At 61.2% G+C, this 14,494-nt stretch carries 14 protein-coding genes; 6 read left to right on the top strand and 8 right to left on the bottom strand.

Annotation, left to right across the window (positions count from 1 at the left end; translation table 11 throughout):
- Positions 1-25 precede the first annotated feature (25 nt).
- The gene (locus tag ACQR1F_RS03775) at positions 26-292 is read right to left on the bottom strand and encodes a hypothetical protein (protein ID WP_315803580.1); all 267 of its coding nucleotides are present in this window, start codon (positions 290-292) and stop codon (positions 26-28) included.
- A gap of 187 nt (positions 293-479) precedes the next feature.
- A complete protein-coding gene (locus ACQR1F_RS03770) occupies positions 480-2,567 on the bottom strand; it encodes a molybdopterin oxidoreductase family protein (RefSeq protein ID WP_434912540.1) in 2,088 nt (695 codons plus the stop codon).
- Between the two features lie 367 nt (positions 2,568-2,934).
- Between ACQR1F_RS03770 and ACQR1F_RS03765 the strand changes: the two genes are divergently transcribed.
- The 3 genes from ACQR1F_RS03765 (at position 2,935) to ACQR1F_RS03755 (ending at position 5,162) form a co-directional block, all read left to right on the top strand.
- Entirely contained in the window at positions 2,935-3,621 is a 687-nt protein-coding gene (locus ACQR1F_RS03765) for a GntR family transcriptional regulator (protein WP_316180167.1), read from the top strand.
- 55 nt (positions 3,622-3,676) lie between these two features.
- Positions 3,677-4,675, top strand: a complete 999-nt coding sequence (locus tag ACQR1F_RS03760; RefSeq protein WP_434886399.1) for a TRAP transporter substrate-binding protein — start codon at positions 3,677-3,679, stop codon at positions 4,673-4,675.
- A gap of 130 nt (positions 4,676-4,805) precedes the next feature.
- Positions 4,806-5,162, top strand: coding sequence for a TRAP transporter large permease subunit (locus ACQR1F_RS03755; protein WP_434912539.1), 357 nt, complete (start codon positions 4,806-4,808; stop codon positions 5,160-5,162).
- On the opposite strand, the gene ACQR1F_RS03750 is transcribed toward ACQR1F_RS03755, so the two are convergent.
- Both ACQR1F_RS03750 and ACQR1F_RS03745 read right to left on the bottom strand, forming a co-directional pair.
- The gene (locus ACQR1F_RS03750) at positions 5,144-5,875 is read right to left on the bottom strand and encodes a Crp/Fnr family transcriptional regulator (RefSeq protein ID WP_315803585.1); all 732 of its coding nucleotides are present in this window, start codon (positions 5,873-5,875) and stop codon (positions 5,144-5,146) included. The two genes, ACQR1F_RS03755 and ACQR1F_RS03750, sit on opposite strands and share 19 nt — an antisense overlap.
- Positions 5,876-6,447: 572 nt before the next feature.
- Positions 6,448-7,161, bottom strand: coding sequence for a helix-turn-helix domain-containing protein (locus tag ACQR1F_RS03745; RefSeq protein WP_315803586.1), 714 nt, complete (start codon positions 7,159-7,161; stop codon positions 6,448-6,450).
- Between the two features lie 140 nt (positions 7,162-7,301).
- On the opposite strand from ACQR1F_RS03745, the gene ACQR1F_RS03740 reads away from it, so the two are divergent.
- Complete coding sequence (locus ACQR1F_RS03740; RefSeq protein WP_315803587.1) at positions 7,302-7,619, top strand: c-type cytochrome; 318 nt, start codon at positions 7,302-7,304, stop codon at positions 7,617-7,619.
- 10 nt (positions 7,620-7,629) lie between these two features.
- Here ACQR1F_RS03740 and ACQR1F_RS03735 read toward each other — a convergent pair whose 3' ends face one another.
- Genes ACQR1F_RS03735 through ACQR1F_RS03725 form a run of 3 tightly spaced genes read right to left on the bottom strand, consistent with a single transcriptional unit; the run spans position 7,630 to position 10,652 of the window.
- Positions 7,630-8,730, bottom strand: a complete 1,101-nt coding sequence (locus ACQR1F_RS03735; RefSeq protein WP_434912538.1) for an ABC-type transport auxiliary lipoprotein family protein — start codon at positions 8,728-8,730, stop codon at positions 7,630-7,632.
- A gap of 3 nt (positions 8,731-8,733) precedes the next feature.
- Positions 8,734-9,513, bottom strand: coding sequence for an ABC transporter ATP-binding protein (locus tag ACQR1F_RS03730; RefSeq protein WP_315803589.1), 780 nt, complete (start codon positions 9,511-9,513; stop codon positions 8,734-8,736).
- Positions 9,514-9,515: 2 nt separating this feature from the next.
- Complete coding sequence (locus ACQR1F_RS03725; RefSeq protein ID WP_434912537.1) at positions 9,516-10,652, bottom strand: MlaE family ABC transporter permease; 1,137 nt, start codon at positions 10,650-10,652, stop codon at positions 9,516-9,518.
- Positions 10,653-10,813: 161 nt separating this feature from the next.
- Here ACQR1F_RS03725 and ACQR1F_RS03720 point away from each other — a divergent pair, with 161 nt between their 5' ends.
- Both ACQR1F_RS03720 and ACQR1F_RS03715 read left to right on the top strand, forming a co-directional pair.
- On the top strand, positions 10,814-11,083 hold the full coding sequence (locus ACQR1F_RS03720) for a hypothetical protein (RefSeq protein ID WP_315803591.1): 270 nt from the start codon (positions 10,814-10,816) through the stop codon (positions 11,081-11,083).
- Positions 11,084-11,590 (top strand): phage holin family protein, encoded by a 507-nt coding sequence (locus ACQR1F_RS03715; protein WP_316216921.1) that lies wholly within the window; start codon positions 11,084-11,086, stop codon positions 11,588-11,590.
- A gap of 38 nt (positions 11,591-11,628) precedes the next feature.
- Here the strand turns inward: ACQR1F_RS03715 and ACQR1F_RS03710 are convergent, their stop codons facing one another.
- Positions 11,629-14,322, bottom strand: a complete 2,694-nt coding sequence (locus tag ACQR1F_RS03710) for a bifunctional acetate--CoA ligase family protein/GNAT family N-acetyltransferase (protein WP_434912536.1) — start codon at positions 14,320-14,322, stop codon at positions 11,629-11,631.
- Between the last annotated feature and the right edge of the window lie 172 nt (positions 14,323-14,494).

Here is a 14,494-nt window from a genome sequence, read left to right as displayed (position 1 = left end):
CATCAGATCGGGATTTGAGACGAGGTCAGGTCAGTTCGCTCAGGTAGTGGAAGCAGCCGAACAGGCCGCCACGGCGCAGCCGGTGCCCTTCGCGCCCGGCGGCACGAAACAGACGTTGTCCCGCCAGCCGCCTCGTTCGCCGCGCAGCCAGCAGACCGGCAACATCACAAGCATTTGCGATCCGCTCGACGCGCGCCGTCAAAAGGTGAGACGCGAACCGCGCGAGACCGTTCAGTCCTGTCGGCGCATTGGTCGAAAAAAAATGGGGAGCGCGAGAGTCGAGAACCTGCATGAGACTTCTCCATATTTTGAGCAACGCTCAAAATATATATCGCACTTTTGAACGACGCTCAAGAAGAGAATGTAAAACGTCAAAGAAGGGTAAAATGATCCTGCGAGGCGCCCGCCCCTCGGCGTGAGGGGCAATTAGGGCCCTCGAATCAGAAGGGATTTTCGATAACTCGGCTTGCCCCAGTGGGTCAGCCTGCCGATTTGCGCAGCCAGACCTTGTTGTCGTGGAAGGCCGCGCCCCCGATCGGGGCGACGGTGTCGGCGGCGGTGAGCACGTTGATGCCGCGTCCCCCGACATGGGCGCGATTGGGATGGATCGATTCGGCGATCAACACTCCGCGCCGGACTCCGTCGAACAGCCGGGCCGCAAGCGAGGTCTGTCCGCGCTCATTGCCGAGCGCGACGATGTCGCCGTCGACGATGCCGAGCGGGGCTGCATCCAGCGGATGGATCATGACGGAGGGGGCCCCTTCCCGCGCCTGCGACGATGGCGTCTCGTTGAAGGAGGTGTTGAGGAACGAGCGTGCGGGACTGGTTGCAAGCCGGAACGGATGCTGCTGATCGACCTCTTCGGTCACCGCCCAATGGTCGGGCAATGACGGCATGCGCTCCGGATTGCCCATGACGCGTCCGAATGGCGGATGAGCCCAGTCGGCCTTGAAGTGGAATTTGCCGTCCCTGTGCGCGAAGCCGTCGAGATAGTGCGACGTGCGGAAGTCCGGCTGAAGGTCACGCCAGACATCGGCCTCGAGCCCGGCGATATCGCCATGGCCGCTCTTCTTCAACGTCGCATCGATCAGCTCGCGCGGCGACATCTCGAAGCCCGGATGCACAGCCCGCAGCCGCCGCGCCAGGCCTTGCAGCACCTCGTGGTTGGAGCGGCACTCACCCGGTGGATCAATCAGCTTCGGTCCGACCGAGATGTGCTGATGGCCGCCGCCGTAATAGAGATCGTCATGCTCCATGAACATCGTGGCGGGCAGCACGATGTCCGCCATCTGCGCCGTCTCGGTCATGAACTGCTCGTGGACGGCGACGAAAAGGTCTTCGCGCGCAAATCCGTTGCGAACCAGCTCCTGCTCGGGCGCCACCGTCATCGGGTTGGTGTTCTGGATCAGCATCGCCTTGACTGGCGGGCCTCCACAGAGGGCCACCGCGTCTCCCGTCAGGATGCGCCCGATCTGGGACTGATCGAGGAAGCGGGTGGAATGATCCACGGCGTCATGGCCCTCGATGATCGACTCATCGAAGTGCCAAAGCGCGGCGTTGTTGAAGAAGGCCCCGCCTCCTTCGTACTGCCAGGCGCCCGTCACCGCGGGAATGCAGGATGCCGCATGCATCTGCGTGGCACCGTTCCTGCTACGGGTGAAGCCGTAACCCAGCCGGAAGAAGGTGCGCTTCGTCTCTCCGACCAGACGGGCGAACGCCTCGATCTCGGCCACGGGAACGCCAGAGATTTGCGATGCCCATTGCGGCGTCCGCGTCTGCAGATGCGCTTCGAGTTCCGCAGGGCAGTCCGTGTACTTCTCCATATAGGCGCGGTCGGCAAAGCCGTCGCGAAACAGCACGTGCATCACGCCGCAGGCAAAGGCGCCGTCGGTGCCTGGGCGCAGGATGATCTTGATGTCGGCCTGCTTCATCGTCTCATTGTCGTAGACATCGATCGCGGCGATCTTGGCGCCCCGCTCTTTTCGGGCGCGCGCGGCATGAGTCATGACATTGACCTGCGTGTTCACCGGGTTCGTGCCCCAGATCACGACCAGGTCCGAGAGCGCCATTTCCCGCGGATCGACGCCGGCGATCTTCCCGGTGCCGATGGCAAAGCCGATACGCGCGACATTGGCGCAGATCGTCGAGTAGAATCGCGAATACTTCTTCACATGGGTGAGACGATTGAGGCCGTCGCGCATCACGAGACCCATCGTGCCCGCGTAATAATACGGCCATACCGACTGAGCGCCAAAATCCCGCTCCGCCTGGAGAAACCGCTCCGCGATCTCGTCCAATGCCTCGTCCCAAGAGATGCGTGCAAAATGCCCTGATCCTTTCGGACCGACGCGACGCATCGGATGCATCAGCCTTTCAGGATGATGAATCCGCTCGGCATATCTCGCGACCTTGGCGCAAACCACGCCAGCCGTATAGGTCTGCCGTTTCGAGCCGCGAACGCGGCCGATCGTCTTCCGATCGAGCACTTCGACGTCGAGCGCGCAGGCGGACGGACAATCGTGCGGGCAGGTGGAATGGCGGATATCGACGCGGGTCTGCTGGTTCATGCCCGATTGGTAGCATCAAAGAATGCATCCGCCGAGAGCATTCGCGAGGCATTCGCATGAACAAGATTCGTACGTGTCTGCATCACCGCAGATCTGGTTCTGGACGTGGACAAGTCGCCGCCGACGACGGCTGATCCGCCGTTAGGGGCGAGATGAAGACGGCAAGAAAAGACGATAGGCTTTGTTGCGTGCTCGTGTTTGCTGCCTGCGACGGTCTACATCGCAGCGCACCATCACGAGCCCTCAGCTGACGGCAATTTCGATTGCAAAGCGAGTTTCATATATTAATATATCAGTTGAGGAAACGAAAATGTCCGGTCGCCCCCCGAGGAAATTGGCCGCAGCGCCACGGCCCGTGGTGGCCCGCATGCGCCGCAATGGTCGACCCCGCGGCGCGACAGCAGCGTCACGCATCTACACCGATCTCAGGTCGGAACTCGTGTCGCTCGTGCGCCTGCCGGGCGAACCGATTTCGGAAGCGCAGATCGCGACGGCCTATGGCGTCAGCAGGACACCGGTCCGCGAGGCCATTCTGAAGCTCTCGGACGAAGGGCTGGTCGAGATCTTTCCGCAGTCCGGCATCTTCGTCTCGCGCATTCCGGTCGCAGCACTCCCCGAGACCATCATCATCCGAAAGTCTCTCGAAGAGACCACCGCACGGATGGCGGCCGAGCATGCAACATCGAGCCAGTTGCTCAACCTGCATGCGACCCTCGAACGTCAGCGCGAGGCCTGCGCCGCAAAGGATCGCGAAGCCTTCCACCAGGCCGACGAGATGTTTCACGCTGGCATCGCCGAGGTCGCCGGCTATCCCGGTATCTGGAAGCTGATCGTTCAGGTCAAGGTTCACGTCGACCGCTATCGCCGCCTGACCTTGCCGCAGATCGGACGGATGGCCGAAGTGATCGCAGAGCACGAACCAATCCTTCAGGCCATCGAACGGCGCGATCCGGATCGTGCCCGGGCTGCCATGGCGAGTCATCTGGAACGCCTGCTCGACGACATCTCTGAAATTCAGACCAAGAATCCAGAGTATTTCGATCAACCAAGCTAGCGAGATGATCGCATCGAACCTTGCGGCGACACGATCACTTCGGCGGAGAGACGCCATGAAAAGACGCGATTTCATCAGACTGAGCGTGGGCTTTGCGGGCGTTGCAACGCTGCCGCCGATCTCGGCCGCCCTTGCGCAATCGAAGGCGGTGTTCAAGGCATCCGACGTTCAGCCGCCGGGGTATCCGACGGTTGCAGCAACAGAAAACCTCGGCAAGAAGCTTGCGGCGGCCACCAGCGGCAGGCTGTCGATACAGATGTATCCGTCCGCTCAGCTCGGCGGCGAGAAAGAGACCATCGAGCAGACCCAGATCGGGGCGATCCAGATGCTGCGAGTCAGCGCCGGCGCGCTCGGCCCGATCGTCGATGACGTCAACGTCGTCAACATGCCCTTCCTGTTCAAGAGCATCGAACATTCGGAAAAGATGATGGACGGTCCGATCGGTCAGGACCTTCTGGACCGCGTCAGCGCCAATGCCAGCGCAAATCTCGTCGCACTCTGCTGGATGAATTCGGGTGCGCGCAGCATCTACAATACCAAGAAGCCCATCAGGACGGTGGAGGACGTCAAGGGGCTGAAGATTCGCGTGATCGGCAATCCCATCTTCATCGACATGATGAACGCGCTCGGCGGCAACGGCGTCGCGATGGGGTACGATCAGGTCTTCAGCGCGCTGCAGACCGGCGTGATCGACGGGGCCGAGAACAATCTACCGAGCTACGTCTTCAGCAATCACTACACGGCCGCGAAGTACTATTCGCTCACCCAGCATCTCGTCATTCCAGAAGTCCTCGCGTTCTCGAAGCGCGCCTGGGCGAACCTGTCGACCGACGACCAGACCTTGATCAAGAAGTTCGCACGCGAAGCACAGATGGAGGAACGCGAACTCTGGAAGGTCTACGAGCGGGAAGCGACGGAGAAGGCCAGGGCCGCCGGCTCCGAAATCGTCGAAATCGCCGACAAGGCGCCGTTCCAGAAGGCCGTAAAGCCGGTCTGGGACAAATACGGTCCGAAGCACCAAGAAATGATCAAGCGCATTCAGGACATCGCGTAGACCGCGCGCTCGGTTCGGACGATCGGGAGGCTTACGATGGCCGGACTCCATCGCCGGCGATGGATGCGCTGCATCTCGCCTGCGTCATCGTGGGCGTGACGGCGCTCGTGCTGATCTTAGCCCTCATCCTTTGGGCGGTCTTCACGCGCTACGTCCTGAACAGCGCGATCTTCTGGCCCGAACCGATGGCCGTCCTGTTGTACTGGCGCCACCAAGCCACAACGCCGTCCTGTACTCGCTCGCGACCGGTGGGGCGTTCTCGATCAGCGTGCTGCTCATGGCGGGTATATTCCCGGGACTGCTGCTCGGCTTCTCGCGGATCCTGCTCTGTACCGTGTTCGCCTATCGCGAAGACCATCCCCACAGCCGGCAGGTTCCAGCCAAGGATGCGATCAAGATCACGATCGATCGCTGGCCGGATGCGGCCATCATCGGTTCAGCAGGACGCCGGAAAATGCCTCTCGGCCCCTACTCGTCCTCGTCTTGACCGGTCTCTGCCAATCCGCGTAGCGGCTCGGGGTTCAGAAGAACGATCGCCCCGTGCTCGAGGCGGACCCAGTCCCGCGCGGCCCACGCACGCAATTGCTTGTTGATGCTCTCCCGCGTCATGCCGACCATTTCGCTGATCTCCTGCTGAGTGATGGCAATGGTGCGGCTCGCGGCATCCAGCTTGCGCTTGTCGGTCAGGCCGAGCAGTGCACTGGCAAGGCGGCGAGGAAGATCCTGGAGGATGACCTGCTCGACCTGGTCGCTGGTCCAGCGCAGCCGATCGCAAAGCAGCTCGATGAATTTCATTGCCAGCACCGGCTGGCTCTTCACGAACGGCAGGAATTCGCGCCGATCGATGACCAGTATCTCGCAATTCGTGTTGGCCGTTGCATCGGCTGTGCGTTCTCGTCCGTCGAGCACCGCGACCTCGCCGAATATCTCACCCGCGCTGATCAGGTTCAGGATGGCATTGCGGCCGTCGGGCGACGAGACACTGATTTTGACGGTGCCACTGATCACGGCATATAAGCTCGAGCCAGGATCGCCTTTTGAGAAGATGGTTGCACCGCGCTTGAGCGATGTCGGCTTGGCGTAGCGGCAGAGCTGATCGACCGCATCAGCCTCGAGCTCACGAAAAATCGGATGCTGACGCAGCACCGACAGTTTGCCGTTATTGGTAGGTCGGACGCTCGCCCGCTTTTCCTCAGTCACACCGCATCTCCCAGGCGTCCGAATACCGCCGCCCAAGGGAAATGTCCAAAGCTGGTGGCCAAGGCCCCGCGGATGTCAGGGGACTATGGACACGCCTACAGCCACCAGCAAAAACGATCCCTCGGACTTGCGACCACCGATCCTCGATTTCATTGCATCTCGGAATACGGCAGATCGGCGGATTGTCCAGGAAAATGCGGCGAACGCTCAACGGCGAAGCCATGTGCCAATCGACGCCGGAGGCGTTTACGCCGCCGGGACGGGCCCTGCATACGTTGTGCAACGCGTGAGAGTCGTCCAGCCGCCCCGTCGGACTGGCAGCGCTACTCTTCTGAGCGCAAGATGCCGCAGCCCAAGGGCAGCCTGTACCTCACACCCGATGCCTTGTCTGTGAATCAGCCCAAAGCAGGACCGCAGCGAACCCGACAAAAACCCCCACAACTGCAAAGCTGACCATCATAGCGTCCAGCGGCATGTCTCTCTCCCCCTGTTCGAGTTTGAGACACAGTTCCCTATCGGCTGCGCGACAGTCCTTGATCCAGATCAATGCAATGCGGATTTCGCCCGCGATGTCAGGCAGCAGCCATTGCTTCAGCTCGCGCCGAGTCCCGAAGCGAGACGCCCCCGGGCAGGATCGCGATGATGCCCTCCCGTTCGAGCTTCGTGAACGTTCGACTGACGGTCTCGATGGTGAGCCCGAGATAGTCGGCGATATCCTGCCGACTCATCGGCAACGGTACCATGTTAGAGGCCCCCCGAAGCTCCACCAGCCGATCCCTCCAGCCAACGAGGAATGTCGCGACCTTCTCCTCGGCTGATCGGCGTCCGAGAAGTACCATGTGATCACGCGCCTGATTCAGCTCCTGCACGGCCAGTTCGTTCATCCGGCGCAGCAGATTCGGCTTGTCCTCGGCAAAGCGTCCGAACGGTCCCTTCGCGAACTGGCAGACGGTGACGGGACCGATCGCGTCAGCCGAAAATCCGTGCCGTTCCTCCGTCGTCATGCCGACGAAGTCGCCGGGCAGCGCAAATCCGACGATCTGCCTGCGTCCGTCGGGGAGAAGCTTGTAGAGCCTCATGACCCCATCCAATAAATTGTAGAAGCAGGACGACGTATCTTCTTGCGCGAAAACCGTCTCGCAGGTCGCAAAATGGGCTCGGCGGCTGAGGTGCTCGAATTCGCGCATCTCAAACTGGTCAAGCGACGCACAGACACTGAATCCCCGCACGGCACAATCGGCACAGGCCTGCCCGTGGAAATCGATTGCAACAAGAGACGTCTTCATACGAGGGCTCCGGTGGGCCAAGCGCAAAGCGAATGGTTGCATTCTAACGGACGCTCGAAGTTCCGATTGATTCAAATCAAACGAACCAACAATCCGGGCCCTATCGTGGCCGCCACTCCCAACACCAATGGATATCGTGAATGCAGCGGCTTGTTCTGTGCCACCTTCTCGCCGCCACGATGTTGGCGACACCGTCATACGCAGCGTCGACAGCAGAGCAACGCGGACAGGCTTTCGCGAAGGCCCACTGCGCACGATGTCACGCCATCGGTCGAACGGGAGAGAGCCCCTTCGAACCGGCCCCTCCGTTCCGCAGCCTGCATCTCCGCTACCCGATCGAATCGTTGGGCGAAGCGCTCGCGGAGGGGATCATGACTGGTCACCCGGCCATGCCCCAATTTCAGCTCGCGCCGCCGCAGATCCACGATCTGCTCTCGTATTTGAAGAGCTTGGAATAGCCCCGTCGATTCAGAGCGCCTGTACCGTCCAGGTCAAAATCGATTTGGCAATCCGGCCGAAGGCCTCGTCGAAGGCGGACACGGCATCAGCAGGATCAAGCCGGGCAACGGACTGGTTTTCGTCAAACAGCCGAGACGCGATGGCCTTGCCGTTCTTGTCGACGAGGCGAGCCGACAGGCCGATCTCCACCGCGGCGGTATCGGCATTGATCCGGAAACGGCGGACATCAATCAGCAGCTGAAAATCCGGCTGGCCCAGATCGGATGTCCGCAGCGGAGCGTGGGCCACATCGTAATTCTCGAAGGCATCGATCAGACGTGATTGCAACAACTTGGGGATGCTGTCAGCCCACAGGAAATCACCGAACCCCGGGTAATCCTTTGTTGGCGTGAATAGCATGCGCTGAGTCTGCAGCATCGCCACGGCCGTGGGCTCAGGTATCGCAAGCTGCCCCTTGATGGTCTTGTTGACCGGCCCCAGTTCTCGCGGCGCGCTCAGATCATAGGTGACTTTCTGTGCTGGAGCACCGCCTCCCGTCATTTTCTCCAGACCCGAGACGATTCCATCGAGCTTGCCGGTATTCCGCGCAAGGCCGTCTGAGAATGTCTTGAGGTTGGCGATCGTATCTTTGAGCGGCCCTGCATTCTCCGCAAGAACTGCATCGACACGCCGCAGGGCGTCCCGGGCGGCCTGCGTCATGCTTTGTCCGGCGCCCGGTTCTGCAATCAAGGTCGATACGGCACTCGCCGCTCCTGCCGACGCGCCACCCTCCAGCGCAATCACCGGCACTCCTGTCAGCCCCTGAAATTCCAACCCTACTTTGGTGTCGGCGCGCACGGGAGTCGTCGACGCCACGGAAATCGTTGCGTTGACCCGACGCGGATCGTTCGCCGCCAGACCGAGCTCGGTCACCTCGCCGACCCGGATTCCATTGAACAGAACGGCAGCCCCGACCAGCAGGCCGGGCACCGAGCCCTCGAACTGCACGTGATAGGTCGTGCGAGGACCGAGTCCTCCGGTGTTGTTGAGCCAGTAAACGAAGCCAAAGATTGCGACGATGGCCGCCAGCACGAAGCCGCCGATGACAGCGAAGGGTGCACGGGTTTCCATCTTTCAACTCGCTTTTGGTTGCAGCATCTGGGATCGCTTGCCGTGAAAATAGGCTTTGACCCATGGATGTTCTGATCGGAGGAGGTCGCTCATAGGACCAATCGCCACGATCCTGCCATCGGCCAACGCAGCGACACGGTCGCAGACCGTGTTGAGGCTGGCGAGGTCATGGGTCACCATAAACACCGTCAATCCCAACGTCAGCTGGAGCGTCTTGATCAGGGCATCGAAGTCGCCGGCGGAAATCGGATCGAGGCCGGAGGTCGGCTCGTCAAGAAATACGATCGCCGGATCGAGAGCGAGGGCGCGCGCCAGCGCGGCGCGCTTCGTCATGCCACCGGATAGCTCGGCTGGGAATTTATCACCGTCCTCTGCGCGAAGGCCGACCATTTCGAGCTTGGCTATCGCGATCTCATCCATCAACTCCTGCGACATCTGCAGGCTCTCGCGCAGCGGAAACTGAACGTTCTGCTTGACCGTCAGTGACGAGAACAGAGCTCCCTGCTGGAACAGAATTCCCCAGCGCTTCGCTGCAGCCTGCGTCGTCCGCTCCTCGGCGCTCCCAAGGGTTGTCCCCATGACCTCGATGGACCCGCTGCGCCGAGGAATGAGCCCGATGATCGTCCGCATCAGGACGGATTTTCCGCCGCCTGACGCGCCAACCAACCCGAGAATCTCACCGCGACGAACGTCGAGCGAAAGATCGTTCAGAACGAGCTGCCGGCCGAACCCGACAACGAGATCGGTCACGCGGATCGCGCTGGACACGCCAAGATCATCCATTGCTACATTCCAATGGACGCAAAGAACACGGCGAAAAGACCATCGAGCACGATGACCAGGAAAATGGACTTCACCACGGATGTCGTAGTCTGTTGCCCCAGCGATTCGGCACTACCTTTCACACGAAGTCCCTCACTGCAGGCGACAATGCCGATCACCAAGGCCATGAACGGCGCCTTCAATATTCCCACTTCGAAGTGCGTCACCGAGATGGCATCGTGTAGCCGGGCGATGAAGATTGCTGGTCCCATGCCGCCATAGAGCTGGGCCACCAGCCCTCCTCCATACAGGCCAGCCATCGAGCCAATGAAGGCGAGAATTGGCAAGGTCAAGATCAACGCAAGGATACGGGGCAGGATCAGCACCTCGACAGGATCAAGTCCCATCGTCACCAGCGCATCGATCTCCTCGCGCATCTTCATCGATCCAAGCTCGGCCGTGTAGGCGCTTCCCGACCGTCCTGCCACCATGATCGCGACGATCAGAACGCCAAGCTCGCGCAGGACCAGAATTCCGACCATGTCGACGACGTAAGACTCGGCACCGAAACGTCGAAAATGGAAGATCCCCTGCTGGGCAATGATGGCGCCGATCAGGAAGGTGATCAACACCACGATTGGAATGGCCTGCCATCCGATGCGGTACATCTGATAGACGAGGGAGGTCACGCGCAGAGATCGCGGCCGGCGCAGCGTCCGCAGCAGCGCAAAGAACAGCGCGGCCAACATGTCCAGAAACACCTTGATATCCTGGGCGGCCCCCAGACTCGAACGACCGAGGTCGGTGAGTTTGGCAAGGATCGGGTTCAGTCTCGGTGCCGGCGCGACGGCTCGTCGATTGACCTGCCGGACCTCCTCGACGAGGCCGATGTAGTTTTCTGCCACCCCGGTCGTCTCGACCCGCCGACCGCCAACAGTAGCCCGGCGGCCGAGCTTCTCAAGCAACCAAGCACCCACGGTATCGATTTCGCTGACGGCTCCAAGATCAAGCTTCACCGCAGTCGCGCTGTTGATGCTGTTGCCGACAGAGCCGGTCAAGCTCTCGAGCTCTGCCACGTTCAGGGACACCCATGATCCGCTCGGACGAAGCTCGAGCACATCCTCCGTCGTCGCGGCGGTCAGTCCCGGATGAGCACGCAATTGGATGTCTCCCTCAGTCGGCGTGCCGAGGCACACCCGTTCCTAAATCGCGCCGATCTGCCTCGCTTGATCTGCGTCAATCCCGTCAGCGCAACGGGTTGAGCGAAATCAAGCATCGTGCCGAGCTACGTTCTACAGTGATTTTGACCCGAGGACAAAACATGGCCATCGACCCGACGACGCTCCGGACCGAGTTGGAGAGCCTGACGCGCGAGCTAAGCCAGCTGTTGCGGGGCGCGGGTGCGCCGCGTGACAACCCGGACGCGCAACCAGCTGCCGGAATGCTCGCTGCAGCGATCGAGGGGCTAGACATGCGTCTAAGTGAGACCGACGTTCAGGTGGAGCGGATGATCAGGGATCGTCCGATCGCGGCGACAGCTTCGGCCTTCGCCTTCGGGCTCGCGGTTGGCCTCCTGCTGCGGAGAACTTAAGTGGATACCGAAAATGTCGTTAAACATTTGCGCCTTCTCTGGCGGACGGACCGGGTCATTGCCGACATCAGGCTCCGGCATCTGCTCGTCGGACTCGGCCTCCGGGCCTTTGCGGCGCTGATCGCCGTCTTTGGCCTCCTGATGTTCGAGCTGGCGGCCTACCTTGCGTTGGTCCAGATCACCTCTGCAGTCGTGGCAGCCGCAGCACTCGGAGCCTGCAATATCGCGATTGCGGCGATCCTCCTGATCATCGCATCCCGTGCACCGTCCGGCCGGGAACTCGAACTAGCCAACGAGATTCACTCCTCGGCGATGGACTCGCTGCAGTTGGAAGCACGAGCTTTGCAGTCCCGGATATCGAGCGTGGTCAACCATCCGCTCAACAGCCTCATTCCGCTGCTCATCGTTCCCATTGCGACGATGATCATCAGAACTCTCCGCTCGCATGGCGCCTCCGAAGGCGAGGCGGCGAGGCCACCGTCCAATGACGACCACCATCCGACCTGAACCGATGTATCCGGTGAGAGGACACCAAACACCTAAGCTTAGAGCCTGAGTTTGACATTGCAAAGGTCGCGCTCGGTTGGATCGGTTCTGACCTCGAAACCGAGGTTCCTACACATCTCCAGCATGACGACATTCTCCTGCAGGACGTCACCGGAGATCATCTTCAGGCCCTCCGACTTGGCATATTCGATGATCAGCTGCATCAATGCCCAGCCGAGTCCGCGTCCCTTGAGATCCGACCGCAACAGGATTGCGTACTCCCCGCTCTCGTAAACCGAGTCGGAGTGAATCCTCACGACGCCGACCAGTTCGTTTGTCGCTTCATCGAGCGCCACAAAAGCCATCGCGCGCGCATAGTCGAGCTGCGTCAGGCGCGCGATGAACTCGTGCGTGAACTCCTTCATGGGGGCAAAGAATCGAAGACGCAGGTCTTCCGGAGTGACATGCTTGAGGAACTCATGAATGGTTGGCTCATCCTCGGGTCGGATCGGCCGCGCACGGATCCGCCAGCCGTCCTTGACCTGGAGATGCCGTTCCCATTGGCTCGGATAGGGCCGAACGGCGAAATTCGACGGACCAGAGCCTTTGAATTTCGGCGGAACCCTGCCGACGGCGACGCGCGCATCGACGGCCATGACGCCGCTCTCGTCGGCGAGCAGCGGATTGATATCGAGTTCGCGAATCTCGGGAACGTCTGCTGCAAGCTGCGCAAGCTTGACCAGCACCAGTGCGACTGCATCGGGCTTGACCGCGGGGACATCACGATAAGCGCGCAGCAATCGTGAGACGCGCGTCCGCTCGATGAGGTTTCGCGCCAGATGGAGATCGAGCGGAGGCAGACCGAGCGCCTTGTCGTTGATGATCTCGACGGCGGTACCGCCCCTGCCGAACACGATCACGGTTCCGAAGATCGGATCGTCGGCAATGCCCATGATCAGCTCCCGCGCCTTGGCGCGGACGATCATGGCTTGCACGATCACGCCGGAAATCCGTGCGTCGGGCCGAAGGGCCTTCGCGCGGGCCATGATCTCGTTCGCCGCGTTACGCACGGCCTCGGCCGTGGTGAGATTGAGCACGACACCGCCGACGTCGGATTTGTGAATGATATCTCTCGACAGAATCTTGAGAACGACAGTTGTGCCTTGAGCGAACAACTGTTCCGCATACCCGACCGCCTCGTCGACCGAGGACGCAGCGAACGTCGGCACCATCGCAATATCGTAAGCCTCCAGCAGGCGACTGATCTCGACCGGATCGAGCCAGGTCCGCCCGTCGGCGAGGGCTGTCGCTATAATTCCGCGGGCTGCGTCGACGTCGGGCGCAAAAGAGCTCGGCATGGCCGGCGGGACAGCGGCAAGCGATTCGACCACCTCCCGATGACGAACGAGATGCATGAAGCCGCGAACGGCATCATCCTCGGTTGGATAGTTCGGAATTCCTGCCCCGCTCAAGGTCTCGATGACCGGCTGCTCCGCGCCGACCCATGCCGCCAGAACCGGCTTTGCCCAGCGCCGGTGCTGCTTTCGATAGGTACTGACGAACTCGGTGACAGCCGTGGCGATGGCGCTCGCGGATGCAATCGCGGTCTGAACATTCATGACGAGAATTGCATCGTTGGCTTGATCGGCGAGCAGCGCTTCGAGCGCGAGCGTGTAGCGTGCGGCATCGGCATCGCCGACGATGTCGACCGGGTTGGATCCGGACCAGGTCGGCGGCAGGATGGCGTCAAGTTTGTCGTGTACGACCGGCGAAAGTGCGGCAGGCACGCCTCCGAGCTCGACCAGTCGATCCACGGCGAGCACGCCGATCCCGCCGCCGTTCGTGAGAATGGCGAGCCTCTTGCCCATGGGCGACTCCACCCGCCCCAGCGTTTCGGCGCAGTCGAACAACTCGCGCAGATCGGAGACCCGCAGAACGCCGGCCCGGCGAAAAGCCGCATCATAGACGGCATCGGCTCCCGCCAGCGCGCCCGTATGTGTCGCCGCAGCTTGCGCACCGACGGCACCGCGGCCCGACTTTACGACCACAACCGGCTTGACCCTTGCCGCCCCTCGCGCCGCGGACATGAACTTTCGCGCGTCCTTGACGGCTTCGATGTAGAGCAGGATCGCGCGGGTCCCACCGTCCAACGCGAAGTGGTCCAGAAGATCTGCGAGATCGACGTCCAACTGATCGCCGATCGAGACGATTCCAGAAAACCCAACACCGCGCTGAGCAGCCCAATCTACCATCCCCGCCGCGATAGCGCCGGACTGGGAAATGAGCGCCAAGCTTCCTGCAACCGGCATGTGTGCCGAAAAGCTCGCATTGAGCTTGATGGTAGGCATCATGATTCCGAGACAGTTCGGCCCGATGAGACGCATGCCGTATTTCTGCGCCGCCTTCTCGGCCTGGTCGGCGAGCGACCCCTCTCCGTGCCCGAGACCCGAGGTAATGATCAAAGCCCCTGCCGTCCCCAACGCGCCTGCGCGATGAATGAGATCCGGGATCGAAGGGGGGGGCGTCGTGATCACCACCAGTTCCGGCACAAACGCCAGTTCGGCGAGGCTGCCAACGGCTGCGATATTGGATATTTCCCGATAGCGAGAATTGACCAGGCCAAGCTTGCCCTCGAACCGCGCCTTGACGATATTGTCGAGGATGGCCTTCCCTACCGAGTTCGGTCGCGGACTTCCTCCGATCAGAGCGATGGAGCGTGGCAAAAGCAGGTTCCGCATTCGGTAGGTCGACATTTGCACGTCCAACATCAGTCGGTGAAAGGCGGGTGAATCCCGGAGACTGATCTTAGTTTCAATCCGCAGCCGGTCTAGCGCGACTTATCATCCCAGCATGGTGACGGATGCAACCCCGCTGCGTTCCCTGACTGCGCCTGCCGGTTCCGCTCGGTAGGCCGCAGTATTCGGA

This window comes from Bradyrhizobium sp. HKCCYLS3013, from assembly GCF_051167615.1.
In the GTDB taxonomy this organism is placed as follows: domain Bacteria; phylum Pseudomonadota; class Alphaproteobacteria; order Rhizobiales; family Xanthobacteraceae; genus Bradyrhizobium.
This window is presented reverse-complemented; position numbering and strand designations above follow the sequence as displayed.

Bases quoted from the DNA above. Each gene is read 5' to 3' on its own strand.
- ACQR1F_RS03775 (WP_315803580.1), bottom strand. From the start codon at position 292: ATGCAGGTTCTCGACTCTCGCGCTCCCCATTTTTTTTCGACCAATGCG.
- ACQR1F_RS03770 (WP_434912540.1), bottom strand. From the start codon at position 2,567: ATGAACCAGCAGACCCGCGTCGATATCCGCCATTCCACCTGCCCGCAC.
- ACQR1F_RS03765 (WP_316180167.1), top strand. From the start codon at position 2,935: ATGCGCCGCAATGGTCGACCCCGCGGCGCGACAGCAGCGTCACGCATC.
- ACQR1F_RS03760 (WP_434886399.1), top strand. From the start codon at position 3,677: ATGAAAAGACGCGATTTCATCAGACTGAGCGTGGGCTTTGCGGGCGTT.
- ACQR1F_RS03745 (WP_315803586.1), bottom strand. From the start codon at position 7,161: ATGAAGACGTCTCTTGTTGCAATCGATTTCCACGGGCAGGCCTGTGCC.
- ACQR1F_RS03740 (WP_315803587.1), top strand. From the start codon at position 7,302: ATGCAGCGGCTTGTTCTGTGCCACCTTCTCGCCGCCACGATGTTGGCG.
- ACQR1F_RS03735 (WP_434912538.1), bottom strand. From the start codon at position 8,730: ATGGAAACCCGTGCACCCTTCGCTGTCATCGGCGGCTTCGTGCTGGCG.
- ACQR1F_RS03730 (WP_315803589.1), bottom strand. From the start codon at position 9,513: ATGGATGATCTTGGCGTGTCCAGCGCGATCCGCGTGACCGATCTCGTT.
- ACQR1F_RS03720 (WP_315803591.1), top strand. From the start codon at position 10,814: ATGGCCATCGACCCGACGACGCTCCGGACCGAGTTGGAGAGCCTGACG.
- ACQR1F_RS03710 (WP_434912536.1), bottom strand. From the start codon at position 14,322: ATGTCGACCTACCGAATGCGGAACCTGCTTTTGCCACGCTCCATCGCT.